Annotated in this window: 18 protein-coding genes; 10 read left to right on the forward strand and 8 right to left on the reverse strand. The window is 62.9% G+C overall.

The genetic code is table 11. The features are described 5' to 3' along the window. On the reverse strand, nucleotides 1-1,314 hold a 1,314-nt coding region (locus tag HWE17_RS24115), incomplete at its 3' end, for an aspartate aminotransferase family protein (protein ID WP_176390514.1). Nucleotides 1,315-1,516: 202 nt separating this feature from the next. Between HWE17_RS24115 and HWE17_RS24120 the strand changes: the two genes are divergently transcribed. The 6 genes from HWE17_RS24120 to HWE17_RS24145 all read left to right on the forward strand — a co-directional run bounded on the left by HWE17_RS24120 (nucleotide 1,517) and on the right by HWE17_RS24145 (nucleotide 6,439). Then, on the forward strand, nucleotides 1,517-2,974 hold the full coding sequence (locus HWE17_RS24120) for a PLP-dependent aminotransferase family protein (RefSeq protein WP_176390515.1): 1,458 nt from the start codon (nucleotides 1,517-1,519) through the stop codon (nucleotides 2,972-2,974). 10 nt (nucleotides 2,975-2,984) lie between these two features. Beyond that, nucleotides 2,985-3,662, forward strand: a complete 678-nt coding sequence (locus tag HWE17_RS24125; protein WP_176390516.1) for a TetR/AcrR family transcriptional regulator — start codon at nucleotides 2,985-2,987, stop codon at nucleotides 3,660-3,662. Nucleotides 3,663-3,753: 91 nt separating this feature from the next. Continuing rightward, nucleotides 3,754-4,269 (forward strand): hypothetical protein, encoded by a 516-nt coding sequence (locus HWE17_RS24130; protein ID WP_081922693.1) that lies wholly within the window; start codon nucleotides 3,754-3,756, stop codon nucleotides 4,267-4,269. 142 nt (nucleotides 4,270-4,411) lie between these two features. Further along, on the forward strand, nucleotides 4,412-4,681 hold the full coding sequence (locus tag HWE17_RS24135; protein ID WP_176390517.1) for a hypothetical protein: 270 nt from the start codon (nucleotides 4,412-4,414) through the stop codon (nucleotides 4,679-4,681). Nucleotides 4,682-4,841: 160 nt separating this feature from the next. Continuing rightward, nucleotides 4,842-5,264: a VOC family protein gene (locus tag HWE17_RS24140; protein ID WP_035825006.1), complete on the forward strand. Its 423-nt coding sequence runs from the start codon at nucleotides 4,842-4,844 to the stop codon at nucleotides 5,262-5,264. An 11-nt stretch (nucleotides 5,265-5,275) separates the two neighbouring features. Next, nucleotides 5,276-6,439: a dipeptidase gene (locus HWE17_RS24145; RefSeq protein WP_176390518.1), complete on the forward strand. Its 1,164-nt coding sequence runs from the start codon at nucleotides 5,276-5,278 to the stop codon at nucleotides 6,437-6,439. On the opposite strand, the gene HWE17_RS24150 is transcribed toward HWE17_RS24145, so the two are convergent. From HWE17_RS24150 to xapA, 7 genes are all read right to left on the reverse strand, one after another. Further along, entirely contained in the window at nucleotides 6,436-7,647 is a 1,212-nt protein-coding gene (locus HWE17_RS24150; RefSeq protein WP_217916874.1) for a nucleoside deaminase, read from the reverse strand. The genes HWE17_RS24145 and HWE17_RS24150 overlap by 4 nt on opposite strands. Before the next feature lie 10 nt (nucleotides 7,648-7,657). Further along, on the reverse strand, nucleotides 7,658-8,065 hold the full coding sequence (locus HWE17_RS24155; protein WP_035824999.1) for a cytidine deaminase: 408 nt from the start codon (nucleotides 8,063-8,065) through the stop codon (nucleotides 7,658-7,660). Nucleotides 8,066-8,147: 82 nt separating this feature from the next. Continuing rightward, nucleotides 8,148-9,470: a thymidine phosphorylase gene (deoA, locus tag HWE17_RS24160; protein WP_176390519.1), complete on the reverse strand. Its 1,323-nt coding sequence runs from the start codon at nucleotides 9,468-9,470 to the stop codon at nucleotides 8,148-8,150. Nucleotides 9,471-9,640: 170 nt separating this feature from the next. Then, the gene (locus HWE17_RS24165) at nucleotides 9,641-12,022 is read right to left on the reverse strand and encodes an aldehyde dehydrogenase family protein (RefSeq protein ID WP_369681773.1); all 2,382 of its coding nucleotides are present in this window, start codon (nucleotides 12,020-12,022) and stop codon (nucleotides 9,641-9,643) included. A 12-nt stretch (nucleotides 12,023-12,034) separates the two neighbouring features. Beyond that, nucleotides 12,035-12,994 (reverse strand): deoxyribose-phosphate aldolase, encoded by a 960-nt coding sequence (gene deoC / locus HWE17_RS24170; protein ID WP_034785577.1) that lies wholly within the window; start codon nucleotides 12,992-12,994, stop codon nucleotides 12,035-12,037. After that, complete coding sequence (locus HWE17_RS24175; protein ID WP_176390520.1) at nucleotides 12,991-14,184, reverse strand: phosphopentomutase; 1,194 nt, start codon at nucleotides 14,182-14,184, stop codon at nucleotides 12,991-12,993. The genes deoC and HWE17_RS24175 overlap by 4 nt, the downstream gene beginning before the upstream one ends. A 118-nt stretch (nucleotides 14,185-14,302) precedes the next feature. After that, nucleotides 14,303-15,142 carry a xanthosine phosphorylase gene (gene xapA, locus HWE17_RS24180; protein ID WP_176390521.1) on the reverse strand — a complete coding sequence of 280 codons (840 nt, stop codon included), beginning with the start codon at nucleotides 15,140-15,142 and terminating at the stop codon, nucleotides 14,303-14,305. Between the two features lie 523 nt (nucleotides 15,143-15,665). Here xapA and HWE17_RS24185 point away from each other — a divergent pair. The 4 genes from HWE17_RS24185 to HWE17_RS24200 all read left to right on the forward strand — a co-directional run bounded on the left by HWE17_RS24185 (nucleotide 15,666) and on the right by HWE17_RS24200 (nucleotide 20,243). After that, nucleotides 15,666-16,823 carry a carbohydrate kinase gene (locus tag HWE17_RS24185; protein ID WP_176390522.1) on the forward strand — a complete coding sequence of 386 codons (1,158 nt, stop codon included), beginning with the start codon at nucleotides 15,666-15,668 and terminating at the stop codon, nucleotides 16,821-16,823. 3 nt (nucleotides 16,824-16,826) lie between these two features. Continuing rightward, nucleotides 16,827-17,756, forward strand: a complete 930-nt coding sequence (locus tag HWE17_RS24190; protein WP_099665374.1) for a pseudouridine-5'-phosphate glycosidase — start codon at nucleotides 16,827-16,829, stop codon at nucleotides 17,754-17,756. 85 nt (nucleotides 17,757-17,841) lie between these two features. Then, nucleotides 17,842-18,744, forward strand: a complete 903-nt coding sequence (locus HWE17_RS24195) for a LysR family transcriptional regulator (protein ID WP_176390523.1) — start codon at nucleotides 17,842-17,844, stop codon at nucleotides 18,742-18,744. A gap of 503 nt (nucleotides 18,745-19,247) precedes the next feature. Beyond that, entirely contained in the window at nucleotides 19,248-20,243 is a 996-nt protein-coding gene (locus tag HWE17_RS24200) for a BMP family protein (RefSeq protein ID WP_035824980.1), read from the forward strand. Nucleotides 20,244-20,287: the final 44 nt, after the last annotated feature.

Below are 20,287 nucleotides of genomic sequence, written 5' to 3' on the forward strand. Positions count from 1 at the left end.
ATCGAGATTTTTCAGCACGGTCGCCAGCTTGCCAAACAGCTCGTCGACATGCTGTTTTTCCAGCACCAGCGGCGGCGACAGGGCGATGATGTCGCCCGTCGTGCGTATCAGCACGCCGTCGGCGAAGGCTTGCTTGAAGGCGTTGAAGGCGCGCGTGCCCGGTTTGCCGGCGATGGGATCGAGCTCAATGCCGGCGATCAGGCCGATGCTGCGCAAGTCGATCACGTGCGGCAGGCCTTTCAGCGAATGCACGGCGTCGCTCCAATATGCCTGCATCGCTTTGGCGTGACCGAGGATGTCCTGTTCCTCGAACACTTGCAGGGTCGCCAGCGAGGCGGCGCACGCGAGCGGGTGGCCCGAATACGTGTAGCCGTGGAACAGTTCGATGCCGGCCGGCGCGTCCATGAAGGCGTCATGGATATACTTTTTGCTGAACACGGCGCCCATCGGCACCATGCCGTTGGTCAGGCCCTTGGCCGTCGTCATCAGGTCCGGCTCGACGTCGAAATAGTCGGCGGCGAACGGCGTCGTCATGCGGCCGAAGCCCGTGATGACTTCATCGAAGATCAAGAGGATGCCATGTTTGGTGCACAGTTCGCGCAAGCGTTTCAGATAGCCTTTCGGCGGGATCAGCACGCCCGTGGAACCGGCCACCGGTTCGACGATGACGGCGGCAATTGTCGAGGCGTCGTGCAGGGCGACGATGCGTTCCAGTTCATCGGCCAGGTGGGTGCCGTATTCCGGCTCGCCCACCGTGTAGGCATTCTTGTCCAGGTTGTGCGTGTGCGGCAGGTGGTCCACGCCCGGCAGCAAGGGGCCGAAGGTTTTGCGGTTGCCGCCGATGCCGCCCACGGAAATGCCGCCGAAACCCACGCCGTGATAACCGCGTTCGCGGCCGATCAGGCGCGTGCGTGCGCCCTCGCCGCGCGCCCGGTGGTAGGCCAGCGCGATCTTCAACGCCGTGTCGACGGCCTCGGAACCGGAGTTGGTGTAGAAGACGTGGCCGAACTTGTGGCCCGTATAGTCCATCAGCTTTTCCGCCAGCTCGAAGGCGGCCGGATGGCCCATCTGGAAGGTGGGCGCGAAGTCCAGCTGGCCCACCATCTCGCGGATGGCGCCGACGATTTTCGGCTGCGCATGGCCGCACGGCACGCACCACAGTCCCGCCGTGCCGTCGAGGATGGCGTTGCCATCGACGTCCTTGTAGTACATGCCTTCGGCCGACACGAGCAGGCGCGGGTTGGCCTTGAAATCACGGTTGTTCGTAAACGGCATCCAGAATGCCGACATCGATTCCGGCCTTGTTTCGTTCATGACCTTCTCCTTGGGATGGGGGCTGGCGCGGGGCCAGGATCGTTTTTGACGAAGCGTAAAATAATTTACCAGTTGGCAAAAAGCTGATGTAATAATAGACAGGCCATCCCCAATGGCACAGATACACAAACGGCAAAGTACCCCAACCGTACAGGTCAAAAAAACCACTACAGTTTTGTGCAAGGCAGCATAAGGAGCCACCGTGAAGCACAGCGACAGCACAGACGATGCCCCCGAGCAAGCAAGCGGCTGGCCCGTGCTGGACATCGACCGCCAGAAGAAGGGCGGCCTCGTCGATCAGATCGTCATCGCCATCAGCGTCATGGTGGGCAGCCGCGCCCTGCGCATCGGCACGCGCATGCCGTCCGTGCGCCAGTTCGCCCGCTGCAATGGCGTGTCGACGTTTACCGTCGTCGAATCGTACGATCGGCTGGTCAACCTCGGCCTGCTGTCGTCGCGCCGCGGTTCCGGCTACTTCGTCGCGCGCCACGATATCGCCGCTACGCCACAGAGCACCGTACACGCGAGTCCCACCGCCATCGACGCCCTCACGCCGGACCTGTATTCGGGCGTGTCCGACGCCCTGCCCGTGGGCGCGGGCTGGCTGCCGCCCGAGATGTATGGCGAGGCGACCGTGCTCGATGCCGTGCGCCAGGCCATGCGCATTCCCGCCAGCCGATTGCGCGGCTATGGCCATCCTCTCGGCTTTCCCTCGCTGCGCCAGCACCTGGCCACCAGCCTGTCGGAAGAGCTGTTCCAGGTGGAGCCGGACCAGGTCTTGCTGACGCACGGCGCCACGCATGCTTTTGACTTGATCCTGCGCAGCCTGACCAAGCCGGGCGACACGGTGCTGGTGGAAGACCCCGGCTACAGCAATCTGCAATCGCTGATACGCCACCACGGCTGCATCCCCGTCGGCATTGCACGCGGCGAGACCGGCCTCGATCTCGATGCGCTGGCCAGCGAGGCCGCGCGCACGCAGCCCAAGCTCATGTTCGTCAACACGGTGCTGCAAAATCCGCTGGGAACATCGCTCAGCCAGGCGCAGACGCACCGCCTGCTGGCACTGGCCGAGCAATTCGATTTCTGGCTGGTGGAAGACGATATCTACCGCGAACTGGCGGCGCGCGGCGAAGCGTCGCTGGCGGCGATGGACGGTTTGCGCCGCGTGATCCGCGTCGGCAGTTTTTCCAAAACCCTGTCGCCCGTGCTGCGCGTGGGGTCGATTTGCGCCTCGCCGTCGCTGGTGGCCGAACTGGTGCGCGTGAAAATGCTGGCCGGACTGACGACGTCGGAAATCAACGAGCGCGCCGTCTACCACGCCATCTCCGCGCGGCCCTACAAGCGCATGGTGGAACGGCTGGTGGCGCAGCTCGATGCGGCCCGCGAGCGCAGCATCGACTGCCTGGCGCAGGCGGGCATGGCGCCCGTGGCGCGTCCCCGTGGCGGCATGTTCGTCAGCGCTGGCTGGCCCTCTATCCAGACACCGGAATGGAATGGCAAGGTCATCGCCGACATGGCCTTGAAGGCGGGCATCCTGCTGTCGCCGAACGAATTTTTCATGCTGCGCGCGCCCGAGACGGTGTGGTTCCGCTTCAACGTGGCCTACACCGATACCCCCGTGCTGCAGGCATTCCTGCAATCGATACGCCCACGCTAAAGAACCCGCCATGGCCAGCGACAAATCCCCTGCCCTTCCCGTGAAAAACGCCGGCGGCCGGCGCCTGCAAAACCGCGACCGCCTGGAAGCGGACATCCTGGCACAAGCCGTGCGCGTATTTGCGGAAAGCGGCTATGAAGGCGCGTCGATCGCCACCATCGCCGAGCGGGCCGGCCTGTCGAAGCAAAACCTGATGTATTACTTCCCGTCCAAGCAGCTGCTGTACCAGCGCGTGCTCGACGATGTGCTCGACGACTGGCTGGCACGCATGGATATGCTGGCCAATGAACACGACGAGCCGCGCGACGTGCTGCGCGCGTACATCGGCGCCAAGCTGCGTTTTTCGCGCGAACAGCCGTGGGCTTCGCGCGTGTATGCGCTGGAGGTGATCAATGGCGCGCCCCTGTACGGCGCGCAGATACGAGAAAGAGTCGTGCCCCTGCTGCGCAAGGATATCGCCGTCTTCGAAGCGTGGATCGCCGCCGGCAGGATCGCGCCCGTCAACGCCACTCACCTGATGTTCGCCATCTGGGCCATGACGCAATCGTATGCGGATTTTTCAGCGCAGATGACCCTGGTGCTGGAGCGCAAGCAGCTCACGCGCAAGGATTACGAGGACGCGGAAATCCTGCTCACGCACATGGTGCAGGCGGCCATCGCCCTGCCTGGCGCTACGCCGGGCACGTGATGAAATTTCCAATGAACAATCTGGCAGTGATAGCATGACGCGCTGGAGCGCTTGCATTGGCGGCGCCATATCGACAGGACAAGGAACAGGCATGAAACAATGGTCATCGGCGCGCACCGCGTCATTGCTGGGCAAAGCTGCCTGCGCGGCGCTGCTGGCAGTGGCGGGCGCGGCACAGGCGCAGACAGTCGGCATGATAGAAAATCAGCCGCTGAGCGAAACCTGGCTCAACGCGGGCTTTTATTCGTATCACTTTCAGCGCGACAAGAACCTGAACGACAGCAATCCGGGCCTGGGCGCCGAATACCGCTTTTCCACGGTCGCCTCGGTCACGGCTGGCCGCTTCTACAATAGCGACCGCGCCTACTCGAACTACCTGGGCGTGTACTACCAGCCGATCAAGGTAGGCCCGCTGCGCGTCGGCGCCGTCGTTGGCGGCTTCAGCGGCTATCCGAAGATGCGCGATGGCGGCTGGTTCCCGGCCCTGGTGCCCACCATCAGCTATGAATACCAGCGCGTGGGCGTGAATATCGCCATCGTGCCTTCCTACAAGGACCGCCTGTATGGCGCCCTCAGTTTCCAGCTGAAACTCAAGGTATTTGAATAACCGCTTGTCCCGGCCTGTCGCCGTTCGGTCCGCCATTCCTGCCATTCGTCGCATACGCGATGCCCGGCAGCAAGGTTTTGCCTATAGTGGATTCATTGCCAGCATGCATACGGCAGCGGCATCCACACGACAGGAGAACGGCATGAAAGACCTCAATGCGGCACCGGGCAGCACTTCCTTCAGCGCTTTCTGGAACGAGCTGTGCGCCTACACGCGCCAGGGCATGGCTGCCTTGCGCGCCATGTCCTGGCCCATGCTGCTGGCATGCTGCCTGGGCCTGGCGTTCCTGATCACCATCTTGCCGCTGGCCATCATGTTGTTTGCGCTTGTGATGCTGCTCAGATGGGCAAGCAACGGCGACGACACGGACACGGACACGAAGGCAGCGAACTCGTCGCAGTCACCGCAATAAAAATTTGCGTTGTGGCAAGAGTGCAAGGATTGTTCTATGGCACTATGGCGGGACGTAGCACTGACGGGCATCAACCCTATCCCGATGGTTGGTATGGATATGGAACGCCAGACAGTATCCATGATCGAAGCTACTCCCCCACAGCCATAGGAGTTTTCTGATGACCACGACAGCAAAAGCGACAGCAGCGACAACCATACCCTGCCTGCGCTACCGCGACGCGCCCGCCGCCATCGAATGGCTGTGCAAGGCGCTCGGCTTTGAAAAACAATTGATCGTGCCAGACGGCAACGGCGGCGTCGCCCATGCGCAACTGAGCTTTGGCAATGGCATGGTCATGGTGGCGCCAGCCATCGACAGCGACTATGGCCGCCTGATGAAACTGCCTGGCGACATCGGTGGCGCCAACACACAAAACTGCTACCTGGTCGTCAGCGATGCCGATGCCGTCTACCGCAGCGCGCGCGAAGCCGGCGCCGAAATCGTGCTCGACATCAAGGATGAAGATTACGGCGGACGGGGCTTTACCTGCCGCGACCCGGAAGGCCACATCTGGAGCCTGGGCACCTACGATCCATGGTAAAACGGAGAACAATGATTATCAGTACCCTCACCGCCGCCAGCCTTGCGCTAGTCGGCGGTTTCCTGTCCGCTCCCGTCCTCGTCGACGAGCACCTCAACCGTGTCCATCCGCCGTCCGGCAAGGCGCCATCGGCAGCCACCACGGCCCTGCACCAGAGCCTGTGGATCGCCGACCTGCACGCGGACAGCCTGCTGTGGCAACGCAATCTGAACCGCGACAGCCAGCGCGGGCATGTCGACTTCCCCCGCCTGCAGCGGGCCAACGTGGCGCTGCAAGCCTTTTCCGTCGTCACCAAGACGCCGCGCAAGATGAATATCGAGCGCAATGGCAGCGATACGGACAACATCACGGCCCTGGTGGTGGCGCAAGGCTTGCCGCCCGCCACCTGGAACAGCCTGCTGGCGCGCGCCACCTACCAGGCCGGCGAGCTGCGCCAGCAAGCAGCCAGGAGCGATGGCAAGGTGCGCGTCATCGGCAGCCGCGCCCAGCTGCGCAGCTACATCGCCGCGCGCGAAAAAAATCCGAACCTGCTGGCCGGCTGGCTGACACTGGAAGGCGCGCATGCGCTCGAAGGCAAGCTGGACAATCTCGATACCTTGTACCGGGCCGGCTACCGCATGGCCGCGCCCACGCATTTCTTCGACACGGAACTGTCCGGTTCCCAGCACGGCCTGAAAAAAGGCGGCCTGACGCCGCTGGGCAAGCAATGGCTGCGCGCCATGGAGCAGCGCAAGATGATCGTCGACCTGGCGCATGCCTCGCCGGCCACCATCGACGACGTATTGACGATGGCGAAACGCCCCGTGATGGTGTCGCACACGGGCGTGCGCGGCACCTGCGCCAACGGCCGCAACCTCAGCGACGCACAACTGAAACGCATCGCCGCCCAAGGTGGCCTGGTGGGTATCGGTTTCTGGAATACGGCCGTCTGCGGCAAGGACGTGGCGTCCATCGCGCGCGCCATCAAGTACACGGTCAAACTGATCGGCGCCGACCACGTGGCCTATGGCTCGGACTTCGACGGCGCCGTCACCACGGCCATTGATGCGACGGGCTTGCCGCGCTTGACGCAGGCGCTGCTCGACGCTGGCCTGTCGGAAGCGCAGATACGCCGCGTGGCGGGCGAGAACGTGCGCGACTTTTTACTCAAAAATCTGCCCGACGATGATGCTTAGCCCAGGGCACTGATCAAGTCCAGACTCGCCACCTGGCGCGGCCGGATGCGTATCAGCTTGCGGTACAGCGGCGGCATCGACTCGCACAGCGCCAGCAGCGCGTCTTCCTCCATGGCCGGGCGCACGTACTGGAATTGCGCGGGATTATTCTCCGGCAGCGCGCCTTCCATGGTGGAGCCGTAGGCGCCCAGGGTCATGAAACTGGCGGCGCTGTCGTCCGGGCCGATGGCCAGCACGAAGGTGCCGTGCTTGGGGTGGCCCAGATAACTTTTGATTTCTTCCTGCAGCGCCGGCGCCGCATTCGTCATCAATTCAAAGCGCAGCTGCGCGTACTGGCGCGTGCATTCCATGAACGGCGTGCGGATGACCGACTGCGCCAATTTTCCGGGCATGCACAGCAGCAGGTTGCCGAAGGAATCGAGCAAGGCGGCAGCGTCGCCCTGTCCGCCATCGCGCACATCCTGCTCCATGGCCGCCTGCAGGAACGGTGCCAGGCCGGCATCGGGCGCGTGCGGCGCGCAACGGTAAGTCAGGGCGTCCGGATAGCGGCGGCGCAAAGCGCGCACCACGGCATGCTCGGATGGCAAGGTGGCGGGATCGCGCAAATGCACGTCGTCGCCCGCGTTCAGCAGCTGCATCACCTGCGCCGATGTAGCTTCGAACACAAGCGAACACAGTGCCTGCGTCGCCTCGTGGATGCTCTTGCCGATAAAAAAAGATTTGGGCGCGGCGCCGGACGGCAGGCGCGCATACTCGGTGGCGCCGCGCACGGCCGGATAACAAAAACTGCGGCCAGCCTGCGCCTGCAGCGGCGCCGGCAAAGCCGTGAACGTGGCGCTGCCATCGTAATTGATGCCCGCCTTGACGTCGGGCGCGGCCACCACCACGTTGAAACCGGCCGCCAGAATCGCCCCCGTGCACATGCAGCAGGGGTCGAGCGAGGTGACGATGGTCAGTTCGCCCGGCGGCGGCAAGGACGTGCCCTTGGCCCGTTCGGCAAAATACCAGTCCACCAGCTGGCGTTCGCCATGCGCCGTAGGGTCGAACACCAGGCCCTGGCGCACGACGTTGTTGTGCATCGATTGCAGCACGTTGCCGGCGCCGTCGAGCAGCACGCCGCCCACGCCAAAGGTGCCCTGCGTCTTGGCCGCCATGGCTTCGGCCGCGGCAATCGCCACGGCGGCCTGGATGTCGATCGTCTTGTTCAAGCGGATCCTGTTACTTCATGTCCAGGTCGGAATTGCCGAAGCCGTGCGGCAGCAGCCAGCCCGCCGTCACTTCCATGACATCGTTTTTCAGGTTCGTCAGGATGACCGGCAGGTCGGCGCCGCCCATCTCGAAGATCACCTGGCGGCAGGCGCCGCACGGCGAGATCGGTTCGACCGTGTCGCCCGTGACGGCAAGCTTGGCGAAGTCGCCCGGCTTGCAGCCATGCGCGATGGCGCTGAAAAACGCCGTGCGCTCGGCGCAGTTGCACAGGCCATAGGCGGCGTTTTCCACGTTACAGCCACGGAAAACGCGGCCATCCTTGCACAGCAGCGCCGCGCCCACCTTGAAACGCGAGTATGGCGCGTAGGCCAGTTCGCGGCCGGCATTGGCTTCGGCGATCAGTTCTTGGTTGTTCATTTGCTTATCTATCTGTAAAACCCGCGAAAGGCCGGGGTCAGACCCTCAGGGTCTGACCCCAGATTTTGCCTCAAGGGTTAAGTTATGGTCGAATGGTACGGTAAATCACCGGATTGCCCGTCAACGCCACCGCGCTGATGGCATACGCTTGCTGGATTTCCCTGACGGCTTGCTGCGCCGCCGCTTCCGTGCGCGCGTGCACCATGGCCAGCGGCTGGCCCACGGCCACTTGCTCGCCCAGGCTCACGAGGTCCGTCAGGCCGACGGCGAAATCGATGCTGTCGGTCGGACGGCGGCGGCCGCCGCCCAGGGCCACCACTGCCAGGCCGATGGCGCGGCAATCGCGCACGTTGGCAAAGCCGGCTGACAGCGCTGGCGCCGGCACGATGACTGGCGCTGTTTCCAGGTGCTTGTCCGGGTTCTCGACCAGATCAAGCGGGCCACCCAGGGCCGACACCATGCGCGAGAAGCGTTCGGCCGCTGCGCCGGAATCGAGGGCCGCCACCAGCTTGGCGCGCGCTTCTTCCTCGGTGGCGGCCAGGCCGCCCAGCACCAGCATCTCGGCGCACAGCGCCAGGGTGACTTCGTGCAGGCGCGCGGGACGCGAACGGCCCGTCAGGTAATCCATGGCGCCGCGTACTTCCAGCGCATTGCCGGCATACGGCGCCAGCGATTCGTTCATGTCCGTCAGAATGGCCGACGTCTGCATGCCCGCGCCATTGCCGACGGCGACGATGCTCTCGGCCAGTTCCACCGATTTGTCGTAGGTCGGCATGAAGGCGCCCGAACCCACTTTCACGTCCATCACCAGCGCGTCCAGGCCGGCCGACAGTTTCTTCGACAGGATGGAGCCGGTGATCATGGCCACCGATTCCACCGTGGCGGTGACGTCGCGGATGCTGTAGAAGCGTTTGTCGGCCGGTGCCAGCTGCGCCGTCTGGCCGATGATGGCCACGCCGATCTCCTGCACCACCTTGCGGAACAGTACATTGTCCGGCACCGTGCAATAGCCTGGAATGGCGTCGAACTTGTCCAGCGTGCCGCCCGTGTGGCCCAGGCCACGGCCCGAGATCATCGGCACGTAACCGCCGCACGCGGCAACCATTGGGCCCAGCAGCAGGGAGACGACGTCGCCCACGCCGCCCGTCGAATGCTTGTCGACGATGGGGCCAGGCAGGTTCAGCGAGCGCCAGTCCAGCACCTGGCCGGAATCGCGCATGGCCAGGGTGAACGCCACGCGCTCGTCCATGTTCATGTCGTTGAAATAGACGGCCATGCCCAGCGCCGCGATCTGTCCTTCGCTGACGCTGCCGTCAGTGATGCCACGCACGAAAAACTGGATTTCCTCGGCGCTCAATACGCCCTTGTCGCGCTTTTTGCGGATGATTTCCTGAGTTAGAAACATGATAGCTCCCGATGTCTTGTTCAAATACTGATGTCGATCCAGCGGCCTTGTCGGATTACGCCCTGCGGGCTAATCCGACCTACACGCCTTGCTGGCGAAAGCAACTTGGGGCCGGTGCCCCGGCGCATCGCTGCGCGGGAGAACCGGCCCCACTGTCCTGCTTTACAAACTTAGACGCCGTAAGGAATCCACACGTTTTTCACCTGCGACGCATGCGCCAGCACGGCGCGGCCGCCACTTTGGGCGGCGCTGTACCAGTCGCGGCCCTTCGCACCACCGACCCAGGTGCGCTTCAGGGTGCCGGCCGACAGGCGCTCGACTTCCGCGCAACCTTCAGCGGAACCGTCATGGCGCCAGACGGCGTCGATGTCGGCGTGCGTGGCCAGGGTGCGCGCCAGTTCATCGGCGTTGCCGCTGATGATGTTGACGACGCCGCCCGGCAAGTCGGACGTGTCGAAGACCTGGTACAGGTCCAGCGCGGAGAGCGGATGCGCTTCCGACGGCACCACCACCACGCGGTTGCCCAGCGCGATGGCCGGGGCGACGAGCGAAATGAAGCCGAGCAAAGGCGCTTCGTTCGGGCAGACGATGCCGATCACGCCGACCGCTTCGTTCAGCGCCACGGTGATGCCCTTGGTGGGCGGCTGGTGCGCCAGGCCGTCGTACTTGTCGGCCCAGGCGGCGTAGTAGAACAGGCGTTCGATCGATGCCTGCACTTCCTTCTCGGGGTTTTTACTGCCCGTCATGGCGGCGATACGGGCGGCGAATTCGTCGGCGCGCGCTGCCAGGTTTTCGGCGATGTAGTACAGCACTTGCGCGCGGTTGTGCGCCGTGGCGCCGGTCCAGCCGGACGCTTTATGGGCAGCTTCGACGGCATTGCGGATATCCTTGCGGCTGCCCACGCCCACTTCGGCCAGCAGGGCGCCGTTCGCGCCAAACACCGGGGTGCTGTAGGCGCTGTCAGGGCGCGCCTGCTTGCCACCGATGTACATCTTGGCCGTGCGGTCGATGGCGAACGGATCGGCTGGCGCCGGTTTCGCATTGCCTTTGGCTTTCGCTTCCACCACCGGCAAGGCCGGACGCGCATCTTCGGCCAGGGCCGTCATGTATTCCAGCATGCCTTCGCGGCCGCCTTCACGGCCGAAACCCGATTCGCGGTAGCCGCCAAAACCGCACGCCGCGTCGAACTGGTTGGCGCTGTTGATCCACACCACGCCAGCCTTGATGGCAGGCGCGATATCGAGGGCCAGGCTGATCGACTCGGTCCACACGCTGGCGGCCAGGCCGTACACCGTGTTGTTCGCCAGCTGCACCGCTTCAGGCGGCGTGCGGAAGCTCATGGCCACCAGCACGGGGCCGAAGATTTCAGCCTGTGCGACGGCGGCCGAGGTCGACGCGCCCGTGATCAGGGTCGGCGGGAACCACGAACCGTCAGCCGGCAGTTCGCACGCCGGCTGCCATACGTCACAGCCTTCAGCCTTGGCAGAATCGACCAGCGCGGCGATGCGCTGGCGCTGCACGGGGTCGACCAGCGCGCCCACGTCCATCGATTTGTCCAGGGGCGAGCCGAGGCGCAGGTTTTCCATGCGGGCGCGTACCTTGTTCAGGAAGCGCTCCTGGATCGATTCCTGCACCAGCAGGCGCGATCCGGCGCAGCACACCTGGCCCTGGTTGAACCAGATCGAATCGACCAGGCCTTCCACGGCGCCATCGAGATCCGCGTCTTCAAAGACGATGAACGGCGACTTGCCGCCCAGCTCCAGGGAGAGCTTCTTGCCGCTGCCGGCCGTCGCTTCACGGATCAAACGGCCCACTTCCGTGGAGCCCGTAAACGCGATCTTGTCGACGCCAGGATGGTTGACGATAGCCGAGCCCACTCTGCCGTCGCCGGTGACGATGTTGACGACGCCAGCCGGTACGCCCGCCTGCACGCACAATTCGGCGAACAGCATGGCCGTCAGCGACGTGAATTCGGCCGGCTTGAAGACGACCGTGTTACCGGCCGCCAGGGCCGGGGCGATTTTCCACGACAGCATCAGCAGGGGGAAATTCCATGGCACGATCTGGCCCACCACGCCCACGGCGCGGTAGTCGGCGAATTCTTCCGACTGCAGCTGCGCCCAGCCGGCGTGATGATAGAAGTGGCGCGCGGCCAGCGGCAGGTCGATATCGCGCGTTTCGCGGATGGTCTTGCCGTTGTCCAGGGTTTCCAGCACGGCGAACAGGCGCGAATGCTTTTGCAGCAGACGGGCCAGCGCGTACATGACTTTCGCGCGGCCGTGGCCGCCCATGCCTTGCCAGACGGGCAGCGCGCGGCGCGCCGCTTCGACGGCGCGTTCGACGTCCGCGTCGGTCGCTTGCGTCAGTTCCGCCAGCTGCGTGCCGTCGGCAGGATTGGTCGAGGCGAACAGTTCCGCCGGCGCGCTCCAGGCATTGTCGATGAACAAACCGAATGTGCGCTGGTGGCCATCAAGCCACGCTTGCGCTTCTTTTTGACTTTCGGGAGCAGGGCCGTAGTCCATAGTATTGAGAATCTCGTTAATTGTTGGCATGACGATTGTTCTTTAAGGTTGTGCGTGACGATGATTGGCCGAGTAGCTGCCGGTGACGTAGTGCTCGAGCTGGCGCTCGATGTCGGTCAGCAGGCTGGAAGCGCCGATGCGGAACAGGTGCGGCTGCAGCCATTCGTTGCCCAGTTCTTCCTTCATCAGGGTCAGGTATTGCAGCGCGCTCTTGGCCGAGCTGACGCCGCCGGCCGGCTTGAAGCCCACCTGGAAGCCCGTCTGCTCGTGGTATTCGCGGATCGTGCGCACCATCGTCAGGGCCACGGGAATGGTGGCGTTCACGCCCTCTTTACCGGTGGAAGTCTTGATGAAATCGGCGCCTGCCATCATGCAGACCCACGACGCCTTGGCCACGTTTTCCATGGTCAGCAAGTCGCCCGTGGCAAGAATCGCCTTCACGTGGGCTTCGCCGCACGCCTTGCGGTAAGCGAGCATTTCGTCGTACAGCACTTGCCAGTTGCCGTTCAGGACGTGCTGGCGCGTGATGACGATATCGATCTCGGAAGCACCCGCAGCGACCGACAGTTCGATCTCGCGCAGCTTCGTTTCCATGCTCGTCAGGCCGGCCGGGAAACCCGTCGACACGGCGGCGATGGGCAAGCGGCCCTGGATGACTTTCACGGCAGGCTGGATCATCTCGTGGTACACGCACACGGCGCCGGTGCTCAATTGCGTCAGGCCCAGTGCATCCATCAGGTCGGCGCGCAGCGGGCGCATGGCCTTCATGCACAAGCGTTCGACTCTGCCCGGCGTATCGTCGCCGCCCAGGGTGGTCAGGTCGATCATCTGGATGGCTTTGACCAGCCAGGCGGCCTGGTATTCCTTTTTCACCGTACGGCGGTTCGCCAGGCTGGCCGCGCGGCGGTCCGTCGCGGCGCGGTTGACGCGGATCTGGTTGATCCAGCCCAGGTCGAGGCCAACGGCCTCATTACGCTTGAATTCGGGGTGCATGAGTGTCATAACAAGCTGGTTCCATTAGCAAGTGGTGATACGCCAAGGTGTTTGGCGAGGGTTTGGCCAATATCGGAGAAGGTCTCGGAAATACCCAGTGCGCGCGGGGCGACACCGGGGCCGAAGAAGATCATCGGTATGTGTTCACGGGTGTGGTCGGAGCCGTGCCAGGTCGGGTCGCAGCCATGGTCGGCGGTGATCACGACCAGGTCGCCTTCCTTGAGCTTGGCCATGAATTCCGGCAGGCGACCATCCATTTCGCGCAGCGCGTCGGCATAGCCTTCGACGTTGCGGCGGTGGCCGAAAGCCTGGTCGAAATCGACGAAATTCACGAAAGTGAGCGACTTGTCCTGCACTTCATCGGCCGTCTTCAACAGCGCCTCGAACAGCGCCATGTTGTCGACGCCCTTGACGACGCGCGAGATGCCCTGGGTAGCGAAAATGTCGCTGATCTTGCCCAGGCCGACGACTTCGCCGCCCGCATTCTTGACGTGGTCGAGCAGGGTCTTGCTTGGTGGCGCGACGGCGTAGTCGTGGCGGTTGGACGTGCGCGTGTAGTTGCCGTTGCTGCCCGTGAACGGGCGGGCGATGACGCGGCCGATGTTGTACGGCTCGACCAGCTTGAAGGCCATTTCGCACACTGCGTACAGGCGCTCGAGGCCGAACGACTCTTCGTGCGCGGCGATCTGCATCACCGAGTCGCCCGAGGTATAGATAATCAGCTTGCCGGTGGCGACGTGCTCGTCGCCATGCTTGTTGATGATGTCCGTGCCCGAGGCATGGCAGTCGCCGAGGAAGCCCGGCACGCCCGACATGGCTTTGAGCTTGTCGGTCAGGTCGGCCGGGAACGACGGCGTGGTGCGGGGAAAATATCCCCAGTCGAATTCGACGGGCACGCCGGCGATTTCCCAGTGGCCGCTCTGCGTGTCCTTGCCGGTGGAGCGCTCGCGCGCCGCGCCGTAGGCGCCGGTAAAACCGTCGCGCTGGTCGAAGCCCGTGGCCCATTCGCCGCTGGCCAGGTGCGCCGCGGCGCCCAGTCCCAGGCGTTCCATGTTCGGGAGTTTCAAGGTCTTGCCGCTTTTGGCGACAGTGCTGGCAATGTGGCCAAAGGTATTGGCACCTGCGTCGCCATACTTGGCGGCGTCTGGCGTCGCGCCAAGGCCGAAGGAATCAAGCAGGAGGATAAATGCGCGTGACATGATAAGGCTCGCTTTATGGATGTAATGCGGGATGATGCGAACAGTGTAGGCCGGATTTTCCCGGCCTGCCGCGCGGCAGCGCCAGTAGATGGCGCGCCGCTACTGCATAAAAAAGTGCTTAGGCTTGCGGCTTTTCTGCGACTTTGGAGAGGAAGGCCAGGATCAGCTTGACCAGGTCTTTCGCGCCGATGGCCGCGTATTTCAGGGTTTGTTCGTGCGACAGGGCGAATGGCGACATGCCTTCGGCCAGGTTGGTAATGACGGACACGCCCACCACTTTCAGGTCGCAATGGCGGGCCGAGACCACTTCCGGCACCACGGACATGCCGACCGTGTCGGCGCCCAGGCGGGCCATCATGCGGATTTCGGCGGCCGTCTCGAAGTTAGGGCCTGGGTAGGCGACGAACACGCCTTCGTGCAGGGTGATGCCGTTCGCGGCGGCCGTGTCCTTGACCAGATTGCGCAAGTCCGCATCGTAGGCGTTGGCCATGCTGAAGAAGCGCGGACCGAAGCGGTCATCGTTCGGGCCGACCATCGGCGTGCCTGGCAGCAGGTTGATGTGATCGCTGATGGCCACCAGGCTGCCGGCGTCCACTTCAGGGCGCAGGGAGCCGGCGGCGTTGGTGACGAACAGCATTTCGCAGCCCAGCAGTTTCAGGGTACGGATGGCGCTCGTCATCACGCCCATGCCATAGCCTTCATAGAAGTGGCCACGGCCCTTCATGCAGACGACGGCGACGCCCGACAGGGTGCCGATCACCAGTTCGCCGGCATGGCCGTGCACGGTGCTGATCGGGAAGCCTGGCAATTCGTCAAAGCTGATGCTGACGGCGTCCGTCATCTGCTCGGCCAACACGCCCAGGCCGGAGCCGAGGATCATCGCCACGCGCGGCTTGAAATTTTCAGGAGCGCGGGCACGGATGATTTCGGCGGCGTGGAAAGGGGTGTTGTTCGACATGGTTATCCTCTGATTGACTAATGGTGATGGGTTGCTGCCTGCGCGACGGTGTACAAAAAGTATCGCCCAGGTATCGGGTATGTATGGTGTTACAGGTATATCGAAATGCGTATTGCCAATGAGCCTATCCCAGTAGATGAATACATCCCCTGCTGGCGCCCCTCAGAAGCGGGGACTGCGTTGATCGTCGTCGCGTGGTTCGCCACGCATCCTCCTCACGCCTTGTCCGCGCTCCTGATGCACTGCCAGCAGAAGACGCTCCCTACTGGGATAGCCTCTATTTGCCGCCACTATGCATCAAACGGAATATGTATGGCAAATACCATTTTTCTTGCCCATTTATACAATTCAAATATAAATCGCCGATATTATAGTCGAGGCATGCCCAGGCCCGCCATGCCCGGGAAATCCGTGCATACAAGCTCCATACGAAGGTTTTTCGCATGCACCTGACACGCGCTTGACACTGACAAGACAAATGTTTACAGTCACAGACAAATGTTTAAACCTCAGCGAAAACCCTGTGACCGATACCAATAAAAAAGACCAGCTGTACACGCTGATCCGCAACAACCCCTTCATCTCGCAGCAAGACCTGGCGAGCGAGCTGGGCTTGTCGCGCTCGGCCGTCGCCGGCCACATCGCCGGATTGATCCGCGAGCGGCGCCTGCTGGGGCGCGCCTACGTGCTGCCCGACAGCCGCCCCGTGCTGTGCATAGGCGCCGCCAACCTCGACCGCAAGATGCGCACCCTGGCGACCTTGCAGATGGGCACCTCGAATCCCGTGCGTTCGGAAGAAGTGTTTGGCGGCGTGGGCCGCAACATCGCGGAAAACCTGGCCCGCTTGTCGATCCCCGTCGCCCTGCTGACGGCGCTGGGCGACGACGCGGCCGGCCACGCCCTGCAGACGCACGCGGAAGACGCGGGCATCGACATGCGCGGCAGCTTGCATCTGAGTAACACCAGCAGCGGTACCTACACGGCCGTGCTCGACGAGCATGGCGAAATGCTGCTGGCGATGGCGAACATGCAACTGTATGAACAGCTGACACCGGCTTTTCTGCACAGCCGCCAGCCGCAGCGCGCCGCCGCCGCCCTCACCGTCTGCGACCTGAACCTGGGCCACGACAGCGTGCAGGCCCTGCTGGCCGATGCGCGCCAGGATGCGACGCACGCGACGCCGCTCGTCATCGTCGCCGTCTCGCAGCCGAAGATGGCGCACTTGCCGCAAGACCTGACGGGCTTGCATTTGCTGATACTCAACCGGGGCGAACTGGAAACGCGCGTGGCGCGGGCCTTGCCCACGGCGGCGGACCTGCGCGCCGCCTGCCGCGAAGTGCAGCGCCAGGGTGCGCGCCAGGTGATCGTCACCTGCGGCGGCGAAGGCGTGTACTTCACGGATGGCGACAGCCTGGACGCCCCCATCGTGCATCTGGCCGCGCGCGAAGTGGACGCCGTCGACGTGACGGGCGCCGGCGACGCGTTTTCCGCCGCCGTCTGCTGGTCGCTCTACCACGACAGCAGCGATTTGAAACTGGCGTGCCGGCGCGGCCTGAAGCTGGCCGCCATGACACTGGAATCGGCTGCCACCGTCTCGCCCCAGATTTCCGCCGGCGCGCTCGACAGCATTGACGACGCCGACCTGGCGCCGCCTCCCCCTACCCTCTTTCAACAGGACTGAACCATGACCCAATTACAGAATTTCCTCTTGTTCTCGCAAGAAGTGCTCGACGCGCGCGCCGCCGGCAAGGCCATCGTGGCGCTGGAATCGACCATCATTTCGCACGGCATGCCGTATCCGCAAAACGTGGAAATGGCGCGCGAAGTGGAACAGATCATCCGTGACGGCGGCGCCGTGCCGGCCACCATCGCCATCATCGGCGGCAAGATCTGCGTGGGCCTGTCGCCCGAGCAACTGGAACTGCTGGGCACCTCGCCCGACGCCATGAAAGTCAGCCGCCGCGACCTGCCGTTTGTCCTGTCGCAGGGTAAACTGGGCGCCACCACCGTGGCCGCCACCATGATCTGCGCGGAACTGGCCGGTATTTCCGTGTTCGTCACGGGCGGCATCGGCGGCGTGCACCGCGGCGCGGAAACCAGCTTCGATATTTCCGCCGACTTGCAGGAACTGGCGCAAACCTCGGTCGCCGTCGTCTGCGCGGGCGTCAAATCCATCCTCGACATCGGCCTGACCCTGGAATACCTGGAAACCCACGGCGTGCCCGTCATCAGCGTGGGCCAGGAAGGTTTCCCGGCCTTCTTCACGCGCGAAAGCGGCTTCAAGGCCGATTTCCGCCTCGACACGGCCGCCGAGCAGGCCGCCTTCATCGGCACCAAGTGGCAGCTTGGATTGAAGGGCGGCGTGATCGTCAGCAACCCGGTGCCGGCCGCGCAAGCCATGCCGAAAGAAGAGATCGATGCGATCACCACGCAGGCGCTGCAGGAAGCGGACGCGGGCGGCGTAAAGGGCAAGCAAGTCACGCCATTCCTGTTGTCGCGCATCAAGCAATTGACGGATGGCCGCAGCCTGGCGACGAATATCGCGCTGGTCAAGCACAATGCCCAAGTCGGCACCGCGCTGGCCATTGCCATGCAGGCAGTCGTGGCACGATAATAGGACTGCTGTAAAGAAAGCGCGCGTACCTTCACGGGTCTGCGCGCCGTTCCATCGCCAAGCACCACGCAACGCCAAGGAAAGCATGTCCATCGATCTGAAACAGTTAAAGTATTTTCTTGCCGTTGCCGAGGAGAAAAGCTTCAGCCGCGCCGCGGAGCGCCTGCATATCTCGCAGCCGCCGTTGAGCCAGCAGATCATGAAACTGGAAAGCGAACTGGGCGTGCGCCTGTTTGCGCGCACCACGCGCACGTTCGAGCTGACCGTGGCGGGCAAGGCCCTGATGAACGAGGCGGCCGACCTGCTGGCCAAGATGCGCATGACCATCGACACGATCCGCCAGATTGACCGCGGCGAAGTGGGCCGCTTGCGCGTGGGCATCGTCGGCTCGGCCATGTGGGGCCCCATCCCCAGCTTGCTGGAAGAATTCCAGACCAAATTTCCCCGCGTCACCTGGACCATCCATGAGTTCGGTCCCACAGTCCAATATGAAGCGCTGCGCGCCAAGCAGATCGACGTGGGTTTCTGGCGCGAACCCAAGCTCAACGACGACGACTTGCGTCACGATAATCTGCGCCAGGAACTGTGCTTCCGCGAAAACGTCTGCGTGGCCGTCAATGAACATCATCCGCTGGCGAAAAACACGTCCATCGAGCTGATCGACATCGCCCACGAGCCGATGCTGACCCTGAACCTCGACAAATCCGCGTTCCCCCGCTATCTGGTGCAATGCTGCATCAACGCCGGTTTCGAACCCGTGATTTTCCAGGAAGCGAGCGAACCGCAAACCCTGCTGGCCATGGTGGGCGCGGGCCTGGGCGTGACCCTGGTGCCGGAAACAACGAGCCGTATCGGCTGGCCCGGCGTCGTGTTTCTGCCGATCAAGACCAATCCGCCCTCGGCGAATCTGTACATCAGCTACACCACGCTGGACGACGCGCCCGTGGTGCGGGCTTTCCTGAATATCCTCAATCCCCCGGCTGCCTGAGAACGCGAACAAAACCTACTGCGCGTCGCGATTTGCGGCCTCCGATGCTCACTGTGCATTCGCACAGCTCCGCTTCTCGACCACAACTCACTGCCGCTCGCTACGGTTTTGTTATGCGTTCTTAAAACCTATTTATATGCCCTGCATATAAATACATAAACAAAAACGTATTTGTCATACATATCTGGCATGATGCATAGTGATTCGGACGCCCATCGTGGCGCCGGTCCCGTGCTTGCCCTGCCCGTCATCTGACGGCGCATCCCAGCCCGCTCCGGCAGCCCCATTCGATGTTGTACCTATAAAAGAGACGGGGCGCGACTGTTGCATGAGTATCACACTGACGGCATGAAAGCAGACGAGGTCAGCAATGATCTTGTGCAATACAGTGCAATGTTGATAAGGAATTATCACCTCGTGCATCAAAAACAGGCTAAATCGGCCCCAAATTATATGTTTCACCTATAAAAAATATACAATATCGATCTTCCAGGAGCCAATTCATGAAACTTACACAATTTAGTTTGACGATCGCAGCCGTATTTCTGACTGCTCAAGCGTCCGCGGCTACCCCAAAACTGGGTGTCGTGTATGACGCGGGCGGCAAGTTCGACAAGTCGTTCAACCAATCCGCTTTCGAAGGCGCCTCGCGCTTCAAAAAAGACACGGGCATTTCCTTCATCGAAGTGCAGGCATCGAGCGATACGCAGGCTGAACAAGTCATGCGTGGCCTGGCCCGCAAGAAACTCGACATGATCGCCGCCATCGGCTTTGCGCAAACGCAAGCCGTGCAAAAGGTCGCCAAGGAATTCCCGAACGTGAAATTCGTGCTGATCGACGGCCAGGCCGCCGGCAGCAACGTCAATTCCGTCGTCTTCAAGGAAGAAGAAGGCTCCTACCTGGTGGGCGTGGCTGCAGCCATGGCCAGCAAGAGCAAGAAGGTCGGCTTCATCGGCGGCATCGATATTCCATTGATCCGCAACTTCGCCTGCGGCTACGCGCAAGGCGCGAAGGCCGTCAATCCGAAGACGGAAATCACGCAAAACATGGTCGGCACCACGTCCGGCGCCTGGAATGACCCGGCCAAGGGTGGGGAACTGGCCCGCTCGCAATTCGAGCGCGGCGTCGATGTCGTCTTCGCCGTCGCTGGCGGCAGCGGCATGGGTACCCTGCAAATGGCCAAGGAAAAAGGCAAGCTGGCCATCGGCGTCGATTCGAACCAGAATCATCTGTATCCAGGCAGCATCCTGACCTCGATGGTCAAGCGCGTCGACAACACGGTCTATGACAGCTTCATGCAAGTCAAGAACGGCACCTGGAAGGGCGGCGTCAGCTATAAAGGCTTGAAAGAAGGCGGCGTGGATTGGGCGCTCGATGCGAACAACCGCAAGCTGATTACGCCGGAAATCGAAAAGCGCGTGTTGGGTGCGCGTAAGGACATTATCGATGGCAAGATCAAAGTGATCGATTACCGCGTCGGCAGCAGCTGCCCGGTTTAATTTTTCTCCGTATCTTTTAGCGCGCCGCCGGGGCCAGTCTCCGC

It is taken from the genome of Janthinobacterium sp. BJB401 (genome assembly GCF_013372745.1).
Taxonomy (GTDB): domain Bacteria; phylum Pseudomonadota; class Gammaproteobacteria; order Burkholderiales; family Burkholderiaceae_D; genus Janthinobacterium; species Janthinobacterium rivuli.

Coding starts and splice junctions, on each gene's coding strand:
- HWE17_RS24125 (WP_176390516.1), top strand. CDS start 2,985: ATGGCCAGCGACAAATCCCCTGCCCTTCCCGTGAAAAACGCCGGCGGC.
- HWE17_RS24130 (WP_081922693.1), top strand. CDS start 3,754: ATGAAACAATGGTCATCGGCGCGCACCGCGTCATTGCTGGGCAAAGCT.
- HWE17_RS24135 (WP_176390517.1), top strand. CDS start 4,412: ATGAAAGACCTCAATGCGGCACCGGGCAGCACTTCCTTCAGCGCTTTC.
- HWE17_RS24140 (WP_035825006.1), top strand. CDS start 4,842: ATGACCACGACAGCAAAAGCGACAGCAGCGACAACCATACCCTGCCTG.
- HWE17_RS24145 (WP_176390518.1), top strand. CDS start 5,276: ATGATTATCAGTACCCTCACCGCCGCCAGCCTTGCGCTAGTCGGCGGT.
- HWE17_RS24155 (WP_035824999.1), bottom strand. CDS start 8,065: ATGAACAACCAAGAACTGATCGCCGAAGCCAATGCCGGCCGCGAACTG.
- deoA (WP_176390519.1), bottom strand. CDS start 9,470: ATGTTTCTAACTCAGGAAATCATCCGCAAAAAGCGCGACAAGGGCGTA.
- HWE17_RS24165 (WP_369681773.1), bottom strand. CDS start 12,022: ATGCCAACAATTAACGAGATTCTCAATACTATGGACTACGGCCCTGCT.
- deoC (WP_034785577.1), bottom strand. CDS start 12,994: ATGACACTCATGCACCCCGAATTCAAGCGTAATGAGGCCGTTGGCCTC.
- HWE17_RS24175 (WP_176390520.1), bottom strand. CDS start 14,184: ATGTCACGCGCATTTATCCTCCTGCTTGATTCCTTCGGCCTTGGCGCG.
- xapA (WP_176390521.1), bottom strand. CDS start 15,142: ATGTCGAACAACACCCCTTTCCACGCCGCCGAAATCATCCGTGCCCGC.
- HWE17_RS24190 (WP_099665374.1), top strand. CDS start 16,827: ATGACCCAATTACAGAATTTCCTCTTGTTCTCGCAAGAAGTGCTCGAC.
- HWE17_RS24195 (WP_176390523.1), top strand. CDS start 17,842: ATGTCCATCGATCTGAAACAGTTAAAGTATTTTCTTGCCGTTGCCGAG.
- HWE17_RS24200 (WP_035824980.1), top strand. CDS start 19,248: ATGAAACTTACACAATTTAGTTTGACGATCGCAGCCGTATTTCTGACT.